Annotated in this window: 14 protein-coding genes; 12 read left to right on the top strand and 2 right to left on the bottom strand. The window is 36.4% G+C overall.

All coding sequences use genetic code 11. The annotated features are described in order from the left end of the window. Positions 1–40: 40 nt before the first annotated feature. Positions 41–931 carry a lysophospholipid acyltransferase family protein gene (locus tag D778_RS11370; RefSeq protein WP_007650794.1) on the bottom strand — a complete coding sequence of 297 codons (891 nt, stop codon included), beginning with the start codon at positions 929–931 and terminating at the stop codon, positions 41–43. A gap of 62 nt (positions 932–993) precedes the next feature. Between D778_RS11370 and D778_RS11365 the strand changes: the two genes are divergently transcribed. Then, positions 994–1644 (top strand): rhomboid family intramembrane serine protease, encoded by a 651-nt coding sequence (locus D778_RS11365; RefSeq protein ID WP_007650793.1) that lies wholly within the window; start codon positions 994–996, stop codon positions 1642–1644. Positions 1645–1700: 56 nt separating this feature from the next. On the opposite strand, the gene D778_RS11360 is transcribed toward D778_RS11365, so the two are convergent. Further along, positions 1701–2828 (bottom strand): TlpA disulfide reductase family protein, encoded by a 1128-nt coding sequence (locus D778_RS11360; RefSeq protein ID WP_007650792.1) that lies wholly within the window; start codon positions 2826–2828, stop codon positions 1701–1703. Positions 2829–2946: 118 nt separating this feature from the next. Between D778_RS11360 and mnmE the strand changes: the two genes are divergently transcribed. From mnmE to D778_RS11305, 11 genes are all read left to right on the top strand, one after another. Beyond that, entirely contained in the window at positions 2947–4335 is a 1389-nt protein-coding gene (mnmE, locus tag D778_RS11355; protein WP_007650791.1) for a tRNA uridine-5-carboxymethylaminomethyl(34) synthesis GTPase MnmE, read from the top strand. Between the two features lie 68 nt (positions 4336–4403). Further along, entirely contained in the window at positions 4404–4817 is a 414-nt protein-coding gene (locus D778_RS11350) for an HYC_CC_PP family protein (protein WP_040492293.1), read from the top strand. A gap of 107 nt (positions 4818–4924) precedes the next feature. After that, on the top strand, positions 4925–8740 hold the full coding sequence (locus tag D778_RS11345; RefSeq protein ID WP_007650790.1) for an efflux RND transporter permease subunit: 3816 nt from the start codon (positions 4925–4927) through the stop codon (positions 8738–8740). Between the two features lie 12 nt (positions 8741–8752). After that, positions 8753–9106: a four helix bundle protein gene (locus tag D778_RS11340; protein WP_007650789.1), complete on the top strand. Its 354-nt coding sequence runs from the start codon at positions 8753–8755 to the stop codon at positions 9104–9106. A gap of 1 nt (position 9107) precedes the next feature. Continuing rightward, the gene (locus D778_RS11335; RefSeq protein WP_007650788.1) at positions 9108–10403 is read left to right on the top strand and encodes a TolC family protein; all 1296 of its coding nucleotides are present in this window, start codon (positions 9108–9110) and stop codon (positions 10401–10403) included. A 2-nt stretch (positions 10404–10405) separates the two neighbouring features. Then, positions 10406–11632, top strand: a complete 1227-nt coding sequence (locus tag D778_RS11330; protein ID WP_007650787.1) for a permease — start codon at positions 10406–10408, stop codon at positions 11630–11632. Positions 11633–11634: 2 nt separating this feature from the next. Then, on the top strand, positions 11635–14151 hold the full coding sequence (locus D778_RS11325; RefSeq protein ID WP_040492292.1) for a heavy metal translocating P-type ATPase: 2517 nt from the start codon (positions 11635–11637) through the stop codon (positions 14149–14151). Positions 14152–14169: 18 nt separating this feature from the next. Then, the gene (locus tag D778_RS11320) at positions 14170–14652 is read left to right on the top strand and encodes a DUF305 domain-containing protein (RefSeq protein WP_007650782.1); all 483 of its coding nucleotides are present in this window, start codon (positions 14170–14172) and stop codon (positions 14650–14652) included. Next, a complete protein-coding gene (locus tag D778_RS11315; protein WP_007650779.1) occupies positions 14642–16411 on the top strand; it encodes an efflux RND transporter periplasmic adaptor subunit in 1770 nt (589 codons plus the stop codon). Before D778_RS11320 ends, D778_RS11315 begins: the two co-directional genes overlap by 11 nt. 35 nt (positions 16412–16446) lie before the next feature. Next, entirely contained in the window at positions 16447–16926 is a 480-nt protein-coding gene (locus D778_RS11310; protein ID WP_007650778.1) for a heavy-metal-associated domain-containing protein, read from the top strand. A 243-nt stretch (positions 16927–17169) separates the two neighbouring features. Then, complete coding sequence (locus D778_RS11305; protein WP_007650776.1) at positions 17170–18336, top strand: Pycsar system effector family protein; 1167 nt, start codon at positions 17170–17172, stop codon at positions 18334–18336. The last annotated feature ends 20 nt before the right edge of the window (positions 18337–18356 follow it).

Below are 18356 nucleotides of genomic sequence, written 5' to 3'. Positions count from 1 at the left end.
TGGTTTTTTTTAAGCCATGTAAAACTTACCAACAAATAGCTTACCTAAAGTTTTCAGGTACTTTATCCCTGTGTTTCCAACGTTTGTGGGTCCATAAATAATATTCAGGGGCTTCATAAATTTGGGCTTCAAGACGTTTTAGGAAAATATCGGTTATGTCATAATCTTTATATTCCCTGGGAGTTTTGGTAATTGTTTCGATTGTAGCTTCATAATAGCCACGTTTTAATTTTTTCACTTTTAGGAACACCACAGCCATGTCCAGTTTCTTGGCCAACAATTCAGCTCCTGTATGTACAGGGACTTTAATGTTCATGAATTCCTGCCAATGAAATGCCTTGTCATGCTTAGGGGATTGGTCTGCAGCAAAACCATTAATGGTCAATTCGCCTTTCTTTTTAGCGGCCATCAATACCGTAAAGGTTTCTTTGGTTGTAATTAAATAACTGTTGTATTTGGCCCTGATACGTTTTACCAAAGCATCAAAATATTTGTTTGCCAAACGTTTGTAAATAGCATAACCTTTATGGTTTATGTGTCTTTGAAGAATAAAAATCCATTCCCAACTGGCATAATGACCACACATTAACACAATGCTTTTGTTTTCTTTCTCCAGTTCTAGAATTTGATCTACATTTTTAATTACAAATCTTTTTTTCATTTCGGCTTCAGAAATGGTCATTGATTTAATGGATTCCACTATCATATCGCATAAATGATGATAAAAGGTCTTGGTAATGGTTTTAATTTCTTTGTTGGATTTATCCGGAAAAACCAAATGCAGATTTTCTTTAACGGTTTTTTTTCTATAGCCTATAATGTGATAGATAAGTATGTAAATGCCATCAGAAAAAAGATAGAGCAACCTAAATGGTAATATGGAAATAAGCCACAAAAATGGATAAATTAGAATGTAAGCAAGAAATTGCATGAATTAATTTTAGATTTGCAGAACAAATATATGTTATATTTAAAAAATAACGATTAGAATCTATGGGCAATTTAAGTGTGGTGTTAATAGTGGTTATAGCAGCGAATGTTATTATCTCTTTAAAAGGGTTTAACGATTTTTCCTTTTTTGAAAAATACAAGTTTCATGTGGGAAGCATTCTAAGGGGAGAGCAGTTTAGAATGTTCAGTTGTGGATTTTTACATGTGGACATGACCCATTTGTTTTTTAATATGTTCACACTTTACATATTTGCAGATATTGTTGTAGGCTATTTAGGAACCTTGTATTTTTTGATAGTTTACATAGGAAGTTTGTTGTTGGGAAGTTTGCTGTCATTTTATTTTCACAAAAACGAATACCATTACAGTGCTGTGGGAGCCAGTGGAGCCGTAACGGGCATCTTATATTCGGCTATTTTGCTTAGGCCAGACATGAGCTTGTATTTATTTTTTATTCCAATTCCAATTCCAGCATATGTTTTTGGTATAGGATATTTGCTGTATTCCATTTATGGAATGAAAAACCAATTGGGAAATATTGGCCACGATGCCCACTTTGGAGGTGCCATAGGTGGGTATGCAATTACCTTAATTCTAGCTTCTTGGTTGTTTAAAGAGCATTTGTTGATGATAGTGTTATTGGCAATCCCTATTGTGTTGTTGTTTGTATTGAAAAAATTAGGTAAACTATAAAAACAAAAAAGCCTTTCAAACAATGAAAGGCTTTCTTGTAATAACGAAACATATTTTTAATCCAGAAGCTCGGCTATTTTAGCTTCCAAGGCATCACCTCTTAAGTTTTTTGCCACGATAACGCCTTCACTATCTAAAATGTAGGTGGCAGGAATGGCTTGAATGCTATAAAGTTTAGCGATTGGATCGTTAAAATAACTAAGATTGGACACTTGATGCCAAGTTAAGTTGTCTTTTTCAATGGCATCCATCCAAGCAGCTTTGGGATCTTTTTGGTTTGGAGTCCCATCCAAAGAAACTCCAATGATCTCAAGACCTTTATCGTGATATTTTTCATATACTTTAACCACATTTGGGTTTTCTTTTCTACAAGGACCACACCAAGCTGCCCAAAAATCAATAATGGTAACTTTACCCTTAATATCAGATAAAGTAATGAGTTTGCCATTTGGATTTGGAGCAGAGAAATCTGGCGCTACATTGCCAACTTCGGTTGAAGCCTTGGAGAGGATCTCATCAATGGTTTTTCCAAATTTACTGTCAATGACTTCTTTTGAGAGGGTATTGAAAATGTTTTCAGCATCCGCTTTGCTTATTCCTTTTGCCATAAGAATATTTCCAAGTATGGCGGCACTTGTAACCAAATGGGTATTGTCTTTTATTAACTGAATGTGTCTGGCATTGGTTTCTTCCATGAGTTTGTTAAACTCAGATTTGATTTCTTCCATTTTCAGGGTGTCGCCATTTGTTTGTGCCGTTCTATACCTTTGTCCAAATTGGGCATTTTTCATTTTTAATGCTTCAGAGTCGTCTTGATATATTTTCAAAAGATCATTTTCTTCACTTCCCTTTACAACAGATTTTTGTAAACTATCTTTGTACAAGGTAACCTCCATTTTTTCATTCTCTACCATAATAGGCATAAATCCAGCAAGACCATCAATGGCTAAATAATACAGATCTGGAGATTCAACGGTTCCTTTCAATGTTAACGCTCCATCCACTACTGTGGTGGAATCCAATATCACTTCTTTGTTGTTATTGAAACTAATTAGTTTGGCCTTGTAATTTTTACTTGGGCCATCAATTTTACCATTTATTATAAATCCGTTGTGGGATTGTTCCTCTTTACAGGAATTAAGAGTCAATAGAATTAAAAAAAAGGGGATAAAGTTTCGTAACATAATAAGATTTGTTTAAAAATATTTTTTGCAAATATAATAGGTTTAACAAATTAAACTTGTTAAGAATAGCTTAATAAAAAGTCCTGTGTTTGTATTGGTATTTTAGTATTTTTGTAGGATGACACAAGACGATACCATTATTGCCTTGGCAACAGCTTCTGGAGCAGGTGCTATTGCTGTAATAAGGCTATCTGGAAAAGATGCCATTGCTATTAGTTCCAAATTGTTTAAATCCATCCATGGGAAAGATTTAACAACACAGCAAACCCATACAATCCATTTAGGGCATATTATGGATGGAAACCGAACCATAGATGAAGTTTTGGTGTCTTTGTTTAAAAACCCTCAATCCTATACTGGCGAAGACGTGGTGGAAATAAGCTGCCATGGTTCTGTGTATATCCAACAAGAAATTATCCAATTGTTTTTAAGGCATGGTTGCCGAATGGCAGATGCAGGTGAATTTACCTTAAGGGCTTTTTTAAATGGAAAACTGGATTTGAGCCAAGCTGAAGCTGTAGCCGATTTGATAGCCAGTGACAACGAAGCGTCACATCAAATTGCCATGCAGCAAATGCGAGGAGGTTTTTCTGGGGAGATAGCCAAACTACGAGAAGAGCTTTTAAATTTTGCGTCTTTGATTGAGTTGGAACTCGATTTTGCAGAAGAAGATGTGGAGTTTGCAGACAGGACCCAATTTAAAGACTTGGTAGAACGTATTACATTTGTTTTAAAACGATTGATTGATAGTTTTGCTGTAGGAAACGTCATCAAGAATGGGATTCCTGTTGCTATTGTGGGAGAACCCAATGTGGGAAAATCCACTTTGTTGAATGCCTTGTTAAATGAAGAAAGAGCCATTGTATCTGATGTTGCAGGAACCACAAGGGATACCATAGAAGATGAAATATCCATAGGAGGTATAGGTTTTAGGTTTATTGACACTGCCGGAATTAGGGACACCAAAGATGTGGTAGAAAGTATTGGGATTAAGAAAACCTTTGAAAAAATAGATCAAGCCCAAGTGGTCATTTATTTGTTTGATGCCACCCAATTCAAGGTTCAAGGTTCAAAATTTAAGGTTGAATTGGAAAAAATAAAAAATAAATACCCCTTAAAGCCACTTATAGTTATAGCCAATAAAATAGACCAAGTAGCAGACACGCTTATTGCTGAGATGCAGGCCGAAATCCCAGAAATCCAATTGTTATCTGCCAAAACAGGCTTTGGTGTGGAACCATTAACAAACTCCCTTTTAAAGCTTATAAACACAGGAGCTTTGAGAAATAATGAAACCATTGTAACCAATACCAGGCATTACGATGCGCTTTTAAAGGCCTTTGAAGAAATGCAAAAGGTAAAGTACGGTTTGGAGACTGGTATATCTGGAGATTTGTTGGCCATAGACATACGCGAAGCGCTTTACCAATTTGGTCTTATAACAGGCAATGTAACCAATGATGAGCTATTGGGAAATATATTTGCAAATTTTTGCATCGGGAAATAACCCATATTATCTAAATTACTGTTAAACAAAATCAAGTAATATTAAAATTCACTATCTTTGCTACTTATATGAAACAACTAATCCATAAAATAGTGTCTTTGTCCATGGCGATTGTAGTGTTATTCTCTACAATGTCATTTACTATTGATATGCATTTTTGTGGAGATACATTAATGGATACAGCTATTTTCCAACAAGTTAAAACTTGTGGTATGGAAATGGAGAACCCGTTAACGGAAGGTTGTTCTGTTACTAAAAAGAACTGTTGTAGTGATGAGCAGGTTGTTGTAGACGGTCAAGATGAATTACAACTTCATGCGGAGCAAATCACGATTGAGCAACAAGTTTTTATAGCTTCATTTGTATACAGCTATATCAACCTTTTTGAAAGTGTTGATAAAAAGAAAACGTCTTTCGAAGCATATAAACCACCCCTCGTCGCCAAAGAGATCTTCAAACTTGACGAGACTTACTTAATTTGATTTTTAAACAATAGACTGTATTATCCAGTGATTCAATTCATTAGGATGATTTTTTGTATTCGGTGTTTTCTATACGCCAATGTCTAACTGTTTAATTATCAAAACTCATGCTCAATAAAAGCATCAAATTTTTAATAGAAAACAAACTTGTAGCTGTTCTTTTGCTCCTTCTTTTTGTGGGCTGGGGAACGGTAAACGCGCCTTTTAATTGGCAGACTGGCTTTTTGCCCAAAGACCCAGTTGCTGTGGATGCTATTCCAGATATAGGGGAAAACCAACAAATCGTCTTTACTAAATGGGATGGTCGTTCGCCACAAGATATAGAAGATCAAATTACCTATCCATTAACCACATCCTTGTTAGGGATTCCTGGAGTAAAAACCATTAGAAGCTCGTCCATGTTCGGTTTTTCAAGTATCTATATCATTTTTGAAGAAGATGTAGAATTTTACTGGAGTAGAAGTCGTATTCTAGAAAAACTCAACTCCCTACCAAATGGTTTGTTGCCAGAAGGAGTCAATCCAGCCTTGGGACCAGATGCTACTGGACTCGGACAAATTTTCTGGTATACTTTGGAAGGTCGTGATAATAACGGAACCGTTACAGGTGGCTGGGATTTACATGAATTGCGAAGTATTCAAGATTACTATGTAAAATATGCATTGTCATCTGCAAGTGGTGTGTCTGAAGTGGCTTCCATAGGAGGTTATGTTCAGGAATATCAAATAGATGTCAATCCAGAGTTGATGCGTCAATACCGTATTGGATTAAACCAAGTGGTAAAGGCAGTAAAGGAGAGCAACAAAGACATTGGAGCACAAACATTAGAGATTAATCAAGCAGAATATTTAGTGCGTGGATTGGGTTATGTAAAATCGATATCAGATATTGAAAATGCTGTGGTCACTTCAAAGGATTTTACTTCCATCCGAATTAAAGATATTGGTAAAGTGTCGCTTGGTCCAGCAGCCCGAAGAGGCATCTTGGATAAGGAAGGGGCAGAAGTTGTAGGAGCTGTGGTTGTGGCGCGTTATGGTGCAAATCCGCTAGAGGTAATTAATAACGTTAAAGAAAAAATAAATGAAATAAGTGCTGGGTTGCCTTCCAAAACCTTGGCAGATGGAAGAACATCGCAAGTTACCATTGTCCCATTTTACGATAGAACAGAACTCATCCAAGAAACTTTAGGAACCCTTAACGAAGCCTTGACATTAGAAATATTGATTACCATTCTGGTGATTATTGTTATGGTCTTTAACCTTCGAGCCTCAGTGTTAATTTCAGGATTGTTGCCTGTAGCGGTATTAATGGTGTTTATAGCCATGAAGCTCTTTGGTGTTGATGCTAATATTGTTGCTTTATCAGGTATCGCTATTGCTATTGGTACTATGGTCGATGTAGGTGTTATTCTTTCTGAAAACATCATTCGGCATTTAGATGAAAACGAAAATGTCCTTCCGACAGAGAGAGGTACGAGCAACGAGAAACGTGAGTTCAGCGAAGCTAAATCTCAGGATGAGATTCTTCACGCTGTTAAGAATAACAAACGTTCCATAAACCAAATCGTTTATAACGCCACAGCAGAAGTCTCTGGAGCCATTGTAACAGCAGTCATGACTACTATTATCAGTTTCATTCCTGTGTTTACCATGATTGGTGCCGAAGGCAAACTATTTAGACCATTGGCCTTTACAAAAACCTTTGCCCTAACAGCATCAATAATTGTGGCTTTATTTTTAATCCCACCCTTTGCAGCTTTTTTATTCCGAAGAAAACGTATTAAAACCAGTTTTAAAACTATTTTAAATGGCGCTTTAATAGCTTTTGGTATTATAGCAATAGTATACGGTTATTGGTTAGGGTTAATACTGATAGCTTTTGGAACTATAGCACTTCTCAATCTTCAAAATAAAATAACTGACAAACTAACTAATCTTGTCAACATCATTATTTCTGGATCTGCGATAGTATTCCTGTTGGCCGAGTATTGGCGACCATTGGGAGTTGATAAAAGTATTTTTTGGAACCTGATATTTGTAAGTGTGATTTGCTTTGGTTTATTAGGTGTTTTCTCATTGTTCATTTCATACTACACACGTATTTTAAGATGGTGTTTAAATAACAAATTATTGTTTTTATCTGTTCCAACAGCGATTGTCATCGCAGGATTTTTCATTATGAACAATACTGGCAAAGAGTTTATGCCATCCTTAAATGAAGGCTCATTTTTATTGATGCCTACCTCCATGCCTCATGCTGGTGTGGAAGAAAATAAACGCGTTTTGCAACAATTGGATATGGCTGTGGCCAGTATTCCAGAAATTGAAACCGTTGTTGGTAAAGCAGGAAGAACCGAATCGGCTTTAGACCCAGCACCATTATCCATGTATGAGAATATCATTCAGTACAAATCAGAATATATGCTAAATGAGAATGGTGAAAGACAACGCTACAAAGTGAATGATGACGGTTTATTTGAGTTAAAGGATGGACGATTTATAGCTAATCCAAATAATTCGGATAATGTCACCTTGAGCACTTCTACTTCGCTCAGTACAGGCTTCGTTGAAAGGTCTCAACTAATTGAAGACAAGAATGGTGAATTCTACCGTAACTGGCGACCGGAAATCAAATCACCTGACGATATTTGGAATGAAATTGTAAGAGTAACCAAATTACCAGGTGTTACTTCAGCACCAAAATTACAACCTATTGAAACCCGATTGGTCATGCTTCAAACAGGAATGCGAGCACCAATGGGAATAAAAGTAAAAGGTCAGGATTTAAAACAAATTGAAGCGTTCGGCGTACAATTGGAAAACATTATCAAGGAAGCAGAAGGGGTTAAAGAAGAAGCTGTTTTTGCAGACCGTATTGTTGGTAAACCGTATTTGCTTATAGATATTGATAGAGAGAAGATTGCACGTTACGGCATTACCATTGAAGAGGTGCAAGATGTGTTGAAAGTAGCCGTTGGTGGTATGGTGTTGACCCAAACGGTTGAAGGTAGGGAGCGTTATGGTGTTCGTGTGAGATACCCAAGGGAATTACGAGCCAATCCAACTGATTTGGAACAAATTTATATACCTGTTGAAAAAGGCAATCCTGTTCCTTTAAACGAATTGGCAAGCATACGTTATGAGCAAGGGCCACAAGTGATTAAAAGTGAAGATACCTTTTTGGTGGGTTATGTGTTGTTCGATAAAAGGGATGGCTTTGCTGAGGTAACTGTTGTTGAAAATGCACAAGCATTAATTCAAGAAAAGATAGATTCTGGTGAATTGATAGTTCCAAAAGGCATTAATTATCAGTTTACTGGAACGTATGAAAACCAATTACGTGCAGAAAAAACCTTATCGGTTGTTGTGCCATTAGCCTTGGCAATCATTTTCTTAATTCTGTATTTCCAATTCCGTTCGGTTGGGACTTCCTTGATGGTATTTACAGGTATTGCAGTCGCATTTGCAGGAGGTTTTATCATGATTTGGTTGTATGGTCAAAATTGGTTTTTAAACTTTAATTTCATTGGGGAAAATCTTCGTGATTTGTTCCAAATGCATCCCATTAATTTAAGTGTAGCAGTTTGGGTTGGGTTTATTGCGCTCTTCGGAATTGCAACCGATGATGGTGTGGTCATGGCAACTTATTTAACCCAAACCTTCCGAAGAAATGCACCCAAAAACAAGAAAGAAATTAGAGCATCCATTGTGGAGGCTGGAGAAAAACGAATCAGACCTTGTTTGATGACCACTGCAACTACCATTCTGGCTTTATTGCCAGTATTGACCTCCACAGGACGGGGAAGCGACATCATGATCCCCATGGCTATCCCAAGTTTTGGAGGCATGCTCATAGCCTTAATAACCTTATTTGTAGTTCCAGTTTTATACAGCTGGAGAGCGGAGTATAAAATGAAAAACTAAAAGTGAAAAGTTATGAATAAAAATATTTTAAAAGAAAAGAGTCATGCATTCGCAATCTTGATTGTAAAACTGTCTCAATCATTAGTAAATGATAAAAAGGAATATGTTTTAAGTAAACAACTTTTAAGAAGTGGAACTGCTGTTGGAGCATTAATTCGCGAAGCTGAATTTGCTCAAAGTAAAGCAGACTTTATAAATAAAATGAGTATTTCATTAAAAGAGGCTAATGAAACTTTGTACTGGTTAGATTTGTTAAAAGACACAAATTATATAACAGAAGAAGCACATAAAAGTCATTTCAAATTAAACAAAGAATTGGTTGCGATGCTTGTGAGTTCGGTTAAAACAACAAAATCAAAACTATAATATGAATTTACTTGAAGAATACAAACAAAGGTTGAAGAAGAAAAATGAAAGTAGAATTTTTCACTTTTCACTTTTCACTTTTCATTTCCAAAGTGTCATTATTTTTAGCTTTGCATTTTTCATTTTTCACTTTGCAAGCAGTCAGAGTTTACAAAAATTAACAGAATTTGCCCTTGCAAACAATCCGGAAATTCAAAAGTTTGAATTACAGTATGGTATTGCTTCTGAAAAAGTGAATGAGGTTAACAGTTTGCCTAATACCGAATTCAATTTGGGGGTTATGGCCATAAAACCAGAAATGGAAATGCCTATGGAACGTTTTCGAGTTTCCGTTATGCAAATGCTACCTTGGTTTGGCACCATAACGGCAAGAGAAAATTATGCAACGTCCATGGCAGATGCGCAGTACATTGAAATTACGATAGCAAAACGAAAACTGGTACTTTCTGTATCGCAATTCTATTATCAACTCTATGAAATTAAAGCCAAACAGGATGTTTTGGACAAAAACATTGCGCTATTACAATCTTACGAAAAGCTAGCGCTCACTTCTTTAGAAGTAGGTAAAGCATCAGCTGTGGATGTGTTACGATTGCAGATAAGACAAAATGAACTACAACAGGAAAAAGATATTTTGATTCAGCAATATAAAGGCATACAAGCTGCTTTGAATAGTTTGATGAATCGGGACCATGATGAAGCGGTATCAGTTGTTTCTTCCATGGGAATTCCAGAAGATGATAGTTTTAATGGTTATGAAAGTTTGGAAGTAAACCCAGAGTTGTTCAAATTTGATAAGTTGTATCAATCGGTAGAGCAATCCGAATTGTTAAATCAAAAAGAAAGTGCTCCGATGCTTGGTTTTGGTGTGGAATATATCAGTCAAGACAACAGTCCAATGATTACCAGTTCCTATAAAGATATGGTCATGCCCATGCTATCGGTTTCCATACCTATTTTCAATAAAAAATATAGCTCTCAAACCAAACAAAACGAATTACGAAAACAAGAAATCCAATCGCAAAAAGAGCAACGACTGAATATGTTGAAATCGGAATTATCAAAAGCCATTTCGCAACGAAATCAATCGCGAATTAAGTTTGTTACTCAAGAGAAAAACCTAAAACAAGCCAAAGATGCAGAGAATATATTAATTAAAAACTATGAAACAGGTACAATAGATTTTAATGATGTTTTAGACATTCAAGAGTTGCAACTAAAGTTTCAAAAGAATCAAATAGAAGCCATTAAAACCTACTATGTTCAAACAGCGATTATTAATTATTTAACAAACTGATTATGGACAATTTTTTAAAACAATGGGCTGAAGCTGCTTACACAAGCACAGGGTTTTTCTGGATGGCGCTTTGGGCATTTATTTTAGGGTATATTATTAGTAGTATGATCCAAATTTTTGTCACAGAAAAACGTATGCAAAAAACCATGGGAAAGGATGAAGGCAAGAGTGTGCTTTTGGGAACGTTTTTTGGTTTCATCAGTAGTTCGTGCAGTTTTGCTGCATTGGCTTCTGCAAAATCGATCTTTAAAAAAGGGGCAAGTTTTGTGTCTTCCATGGCCTTTTTATTGGCCTCAACCAATTTGGTGATTGAGTTGGGAATAATTATTTCCATTTTTCTGGGTTGGCAATTTGTAGTTGGCGAATATGTTGGAGGAATTTTATTGATTGTTATATGTTGGATTCTTATACGTGTAATCAATCCTAAAAAATTAATAGCAAAAGCCAGAAAGAACCTTGAAAGTGAAAGTGATGATGAGAGCATGGATAAAAAGGATTGGAAACAACAAATCCAAAGTGAGAATAGTTGGGCACGAGTTGCCAAAAAGTACAAGATGGAATGGCAGATGGTATGGAAAGATGTAACAGTTGGGTTTACCATTGCAGGTATAGTGGCCGCTTTTGTGCCAGATTCGTTCTTTCAAACGCTCTTTATCAATAGTGGCAATGGAAATACCGATTTTACTTTTTTTGAGATTTTGGAACATATCATTGTAGGGCCTATTGCAGCTTTTTTAACGTTTATCGGGTCCATGGGGAACATTCCTTTGGCTGCGTTATTATTTGGAAAAGGAGTCAGTTTTGCTGGCGTCATGGCTTTTATATTTAGCGATTTAGTGGTTTTTCCAGTATTGCGAATCAATGCACGTTATTATGGATGGAAAATGTCGTTGTTCATTCTGTTTTTGCTTTTTACAGCTTTAATAGGGACGTCTCTGGCATTGCACTATGCGTTTGATTTGTTTCAAATCTTACCAGATCCATCACAAGTTAAGATTCAAGACAGTGAATATTTTAAATTAGATTACACATTCTTTTTAAACCTCGCTTTTTTAGCTATTTCAGCATATTTGGTTTATTTAGGGTTTTTTAAAAAGAAAGATGTAGAGCATAATATGAGCGAAATGGCACCCAAAAGCAAACTACTTGAATCTATTTTAAAATATGCTGCTTTCTTCTGCTATGTTTGGCTGGCAGGAGGTTTAATTGTTAAATTTTTTATTCAGTAATTATGACACACACATATCACATACACGGAATGACCTGCAATGGTTGTCGTACTCACGTAGAAGAAACACTTTCTAAAGTAAAAGGTGTTTCAAAAGCAACAGTCGATTTAGAAAAAGCAGAAGCGACAATCGAAATGGCATCACATATTCCTTTAGAAACTTTTCAAGAAGCCTTAAAAAATGATGGTGACAGATACAGTATACATAAGCTTGACGAAAAACCAACTCAAGATAAAAAAGTAAAAACACCCAAAGGTAAAGGCACAGGCACCTTTTATTGTCCCATGCATTGTGAAGGTGATAAAACGTATGACAAACCAGGCGATTGTCCGGTTTGTGGTATGGATTTGGTTGAGGAACAGAATTTATCGTCAACCCAATCCGAGCAATGGACCTGTCCCATGCATCCCGAAGTAGTAAAAGATGAAGCAGGTTCATGTCCTATTTGCGATATGGATTTGGTACCCATGCAAGCAGATTTGTCTTCTGAAGAGAAAACTTATAAAAAGCTATTAAAGAAATTCTGGATTGCATCCATATTCACATTGCCCATTTTCATCATTGCCATGAGTGAAATGCTTGCCAACAATCCACTATTTGAAATCATGCATCAAAAAAACTGGAACTGGATTCAATTTGTATTGTCCATTCCAGTGGTATTTTATGCCACATGGATGTTTTTTGAACGTGCATATAGAAGTATCAAAACTTGGAACTTAAACATGTTCACCCTTATTGGGATTGGAGCAGGTGTCGCTTGGTTGTTTAGCGTGTTTGGCATGTTCTTTCCAGAGGTGTTTCCAGAGCAGTTCTTATCGGAATCTGGTGCAGTGCACGTCTATTTTGAAGCAGCGACAGTAATTTTAACACTCGTATTATTAGGGCAATTGTTGGAAGCGCGAGCTCATAGCAAAACCAATTCGGCAGTAAAGGAACTGTTAAAATTGGCGCCAAACAAAGCCATAAAGGTAGTGGATGGTGAAGATGTGGAAGTGAGTATCGATCACATTGAATTAGGAGATATCCTAAAAGTAAGACCAGGTGATAAAATTCCTGTGGATGGTTCGATTACCGAAGGTGAAACCACCATTGACGAATCCATGATTACAGGAGAACCCATTCCCGTAAACAAGTCGGTTAATGATAAAGTAAGCAGTGGGACCATAAACGGGAATCAAGTGTTCTTGATGAAAGCCGAAAAAATTGGGAGCGACACTTTGCTTTCCCAAATTATCCACATGGTGAACGATGCCAGCAGAAGTCGTGCGCCTATTCAAAATTTAGCCGATAAAGTATCTGGGTATTTTGTGCCTGCTGTGGTGATTATTTCAGTGTTAACTTTTATAGTTTGGGCACTTTGGGGTCCAGAACCTGTTTATGTGTACGCCTTTGTAAATGCCATTGCAGTGCTAATTATTGCCTGTCCGTGTGCTTTAGGATTAGCCACACCAATGTCTGTGATGGTAGGAGTGGGTAGAGGTGCGCAAAATGGCGTGCTTATTAAAAATGCCGAAGCACTGGAAAAAATGGACAAGGTGGACACTTTAATCATTGATAAAACAGGAACCATTACCGAAGGCAAACCAACGGTTGAAAAAATAGGTGCTTTTGGAGATGACCTGCCTGCTGGCAAGGCAGGTTTTACCGAAGCTGAGGTACTGCAATATATTGTGTCGTTAAATAGTAATTCAGAACATCCACTGGCTGAGGCTACCGTAAAATATGGTAAAGAAAAGAAAACAGAAATATTAAAATCTGAAAACTTTAGTGCTGTTACAGGTAAAGGAGTGGAAGGACAAGTAAATGGAAAACCCATAGCCTTAGGAAACCCAGAAATGATGCAGCATGCCAACGCTAAAATTTCTTCAGAAATGGAGAATGAGGCAAAAACCTATCAAAAACAAGGCAAAACGGTTTCGTATTTGGCAATTGATACAGTTGTAGTTGGTTATGTGGTGATTGGCGATAAAATAAAAACAACCAGCGCCAAGGCTATTAAAACCCTTCAGGATAAAGGGATAGCAGTCATTATGCTTACAGGAGATAATCACGATACTGCACAAGCCGTGGCAACAGAATTAAATCTGGCAGATTTTAAAGCCAGTATGCTGCCAGAGGACAAGCTCAAAGAAGTAGAGAAACTGCAACAACAAGGTAAAGTGGTTGCTATGGCTGGAGATGGCATTAACGATGCACCAGCATTGGCAAAAAGTGATGTTGGTATTGCCATGGGAACAGGAACCGATGTGGCTATTGAAAGCGCTATGATAACCTTGGTTAAAGGCGATTTACACGGCATTGTAAAAGCCAAAAACCTAAGTCATGCTGTAATGAAAAACATCAAACAAAATTTATTTTTCGCATTGATTTATAACACCTTGGGAGTGCCAGTGGCTGCAGGTGTTTTATTTCCGGTTTTCGGAATATTGCTGTCGCCCATGATTGCTGCTTTGGCCATGAGCTTTAGTTCGGTGTCGGTTATTGCCAATGCACTGCGATTAAGAACAGTTAATATTTAACTTTTAAAACAAATTAAAATGGAAAATTCAAAAGAACACTTAAATAAAGGAAATTACAAAACCTTCTTTATCATGTTGGCTTGCTCATTTGTGGCCATGTACGTCACCATGTATCTAAACACCTATGCCATAGACCATGTATGGTTTAGCTTAACACGATTCTATATGACGTGTCTTGGTATTTCAACTATGGCAGTTATCATGTGGTTTTTTATGCGTAACATGTATAACGATAAAAAAAAGAACCTCGCCATATTGGCAGGTAGTTTCATACTATTTATAAGTGCATTGGGATTGGTAAGGATGCAAGCGCCAATAATTGGAGATGTCCTTTGGATGAAAGCCATGATACCACATCATTCCATTGCTATTTTAACCAGTGAACGAGCAGCAATTCAAGACCCAGAGGTGAAGAAGTTGGCTAATGAAATTATTGAAGCACAACGTAAGGAAATTGAGCAAATGAAAGCCATGATTAAACGATTGGAAAATGAAAAATAATAAAATAGTTATATACATAGGTTTGCTAGCGGCAGGCATACTTTTGGGTTGGGTATTATTTGGTGGTTCTTCAAAAAATGAAACAGACCATAATCACGAAGCTGTTGCAGAAACCAATCAAATGTGGACCTGTTCCATGCATCCACAAATTATGCAGCCAGAACCAGGTGATTGCCCTATTTGTGGTATGGATTTAATTCCTGCCGAAACAGGAAGTGATGGTTTGTTGGCAAACCAGTTTAAGTTAACAGATAATGCCATGGCCTTGGCCAATATTCAAACCAGTATTATTGGTAAAGGCAACGTAGAAGGTAATGTTTTGACATTATCAGGTAAAATTGCTGAAAATGAAAAGGCCAATGCCGTTCAGGTAAGTTATGTTTCAGGTAGAATAGAACAATTGTACGTGAGCGCTACAGGCGAAACGGTTTCTAAAGGTCAGTTATTGGCAAGCATTTATTCACCAGAACTGTATGCAGCACAACAAGAATTGATAACAGCAGCGTCAATAAAAAATTCACAACCCGAATTATATCAAGCAGTTAGGAATAAGTTGAAATTATGGAAACTATCTGAAAGTCAAATCAATCACATTGAAACCACTGGTAAAGTACAAGAAAACGTGTCTGTTTATGCTACTGTTTCTGGAACGGTTACTGAAAAATTGGTGGCACAAGGCGATTATGTTAAACAAGGAGAACCTCTTTTAAAGATAGCCAACCTCAATTCGGTATGGGCCAATTTTGATGTGTATGAAAATCAGATTGATTTATTAAAAAGAGGACAGCAGGTAATTGTTACTGCCAAAGCCTATCCCAATAAAGAATTCACAGGAACAGTAGATTTTATAAACCCAGTATTAAATACCCAGACAAGAACCGTAACTCTCCGTGTGGTACTAGATAATAAGGATCTTAAATTTAAACCAGGCATGTTTGTTACTGCCAGCATTGAAGGTGGTTTAAAGAAAAATGAGGATGTATTGACAATTCCTGCATCTGCTGTGTTATGGACTGGTAAACGATCTGTAGTGTATTTAAAAACCCAGCCAAACCAACCTGTTTTTGAAATGCAGGAAGTGGTTTTAGGTAATAAAATAGGAGACACTTATGAAGTTGTGGATGGCGTGTTTGTTGGAAATGAGATAGTGACTCATGGAACTTTTACTGTGGATGCTGCAGCACAATTGCAAGGTAAAAAATCCATGATGAATAAGGAGGGAAACAAAACAATGACAGGTCACCAAGAACATTCGGGAGACCATGCTTCCAATACAGACAGCAAACAGGTTAATATACATGAACGTATGGAAGTGTCAGGGGACTTTCAAGCACAATTAAGTCTTGTTTTTAATGATTATATTGCTTTAAAAGATGCTTTGGTTAAGGAAGATTCCAAACGTGTTGTAACAGCTTCAAATAATTTCCTAAGCCATTTATCTGAAATAGATATGGAACTTTTAAAGGGTGAAGCACACAAGCAATGGATGGCATTGGAAAACGACTTGAGAACATCGGCTGTTTCAATTTCTAAAGCTTCAAGCATACCTTCACAAAGAGACTTCTTTAAACAGTTATCAGCAAAATTAACAAAAGCCCTGGAAGTATTTGGCATCAATGAAACGGCCTATCTTCAATTTTGTCCTATGGCAGATAACAACCAAGGTGCGTATTGGTTAAGCAAAGAAAAAAAGGTAATCAATCCTTATTTTGGTGAAGCCATGCTCACCTGTGGCGAAGTCAAACAAGTAATAGATTAAGTAAAGACAAATAATAACAATTAAATTTTAAAACAATGAATTTTTTAAACAAAAACCAGGAACACAAAAACAATAATGCAATCAACGTGAGTAAAAAAGCAATTTTAAGTGTCGCTGTAATTGCGGTATTAGGTGTAACGGCCTGTAAAAATGAAGCGAAACAAGAAACAACAACACCAAGCACCGAAATGAGTAAAGACATGGCATTTACAGATGTATCTTTTGGTGTAAGGGGAAATTGTGGCATGTGCAAAAAAACCATAGAAAAAGCTGCCAATGGCGTTGAAGGAGTTGCCAAAGCCACTTGGGATGTGGATAAAAAGAAAATAGATGTGTCTTTTGATGACACCAAAACCGATGTTATGGCTATTCACCATGCCATAGCTGCATCTGGTTATGATACCGAAAAGGTTACTGGAAGTGAAGAAGCCTACAAAAATCTACCAGACTGTTGTAAATACGATCACAGCATGATGATGAACCAGTCAGGTGAAATAAAAGCAGAGGTTCATTAATTAACAATCAATTACAGAAAAAAAAGGACTTGTAAGAGTTCTTTTTTTTTACTGTTATTTTTAAATTATCATAAGTTTTCAGAGTTTGTTTCGTCTAATAAGTTTGATGCACAGAAAAACAAATTTGGACTGTTATTTTATATCATTCCTATTTATAGTATTTTAGGGAACGCTTTGTCAAATAAAACCTTAAAAGATGACAGACATTGTGTTTTTAAATACCAAACCTTGTAAATTTGTAATATGAAAGAAGCGCTATTACTCCAAGTGGAAACCTACGTCGTAGACCTGTTAAACAAACAGCTGGCAGCTACAAATTATTACCATAATGCCATTCATACCAGACGTGTGGTAGCCAATATTGAAGAATTGGCAAGCCTGGAAGCTTGTACAGAACAAGAAACCATGGCTTTAAAGCTTGCAGCTTGGTTTCATGATGTAGGCTATATCTATACAGATCAAGGTCACGAAGAAGAGAGTGTAACAATAGCCATTTCTTTTTTAAAGCAACAAGAGGTGCCTGAAGACTTGTTAAGCCTAGTGGAACAATTGATTTTGGCCACTAAAAGTGAGTTTAAGCCCAAACATAAATTAGAAGCAATTATTAAAGATGCCGATTGTGGTCATATCGCTTCAGAAAATTTTATAGAGATTTCGGGTAATTTAATGAAAGAAATAAATGCCAAAAACCATAAGCATATTTCTGAAATAGAATGGTTGCAACAAAATTTGGTGTTTCTTAAAAACCACTCGTTTTATTCCAATTCTGCAAAACAATTGTGGCAACCTAAAAAAGAGATCAACCAATTGGAAGTTCAGAAAAAAATAGATAAACTGTTGGCCAAAGAAAAGAAAAAAGATAAAAGTTCAAGATTTGGTAGAGGTATAGAGACCATGTTTCGGGTTCAATTAAAAAACCATATAGAACTAAGTGCCATTGCCGATACCAAAGCCAATATTTTACTATCGGTAAATGCCATTATTATTTCGGTTGCCCTGTCCAACTTAATCCCAAAACTGGATAGTCCGTCTAATTTATTTTTAGTATATCCAACTTTAATATTAATGTTGTTTAGCGTAGCTTCAGTGGTATTGTCCGTTTTGTCCACACGACCAAAAATATCCAATGTGGCCATCACCAAGGAGATGATCAAAGAAAAGAAAACCAACATTCTATTTTTTGGGAACTTTCAAAAAATGAGTTTGCAAGATTTTGAATGGGGAATCGACTATTTAATGGAAAACGAAGAAACCTTATACAATTCGCTTACTAAGGATTTGTATTATTTAGGTCTCGTACTTAACAGAAAATATAAGTTGTTACGGATTACCTATACCGTTTTTATGTTTGGGATCATTATTTCGGCAGCAGCATTTATTTATAGTTATTATGTATATTTTTCTGTGTAACACAAAATACAAACAGGCTA

The sequence above is a fragment of the Xanthomarina gelatinilytica genome (assembly GCF_000348685.1).
Classification (GTDB): Bacteria; Bacteroidota; Bacteroidia; order Flavobacteriales; family Flavobacteriaceae; genus Xanthomarina; species Xanthomarina gelatinilytica.
Note: the sequence above shows the minus strand (reverse complement) of the source record. Positions and strands in the feature narration are given on the sequence as shown.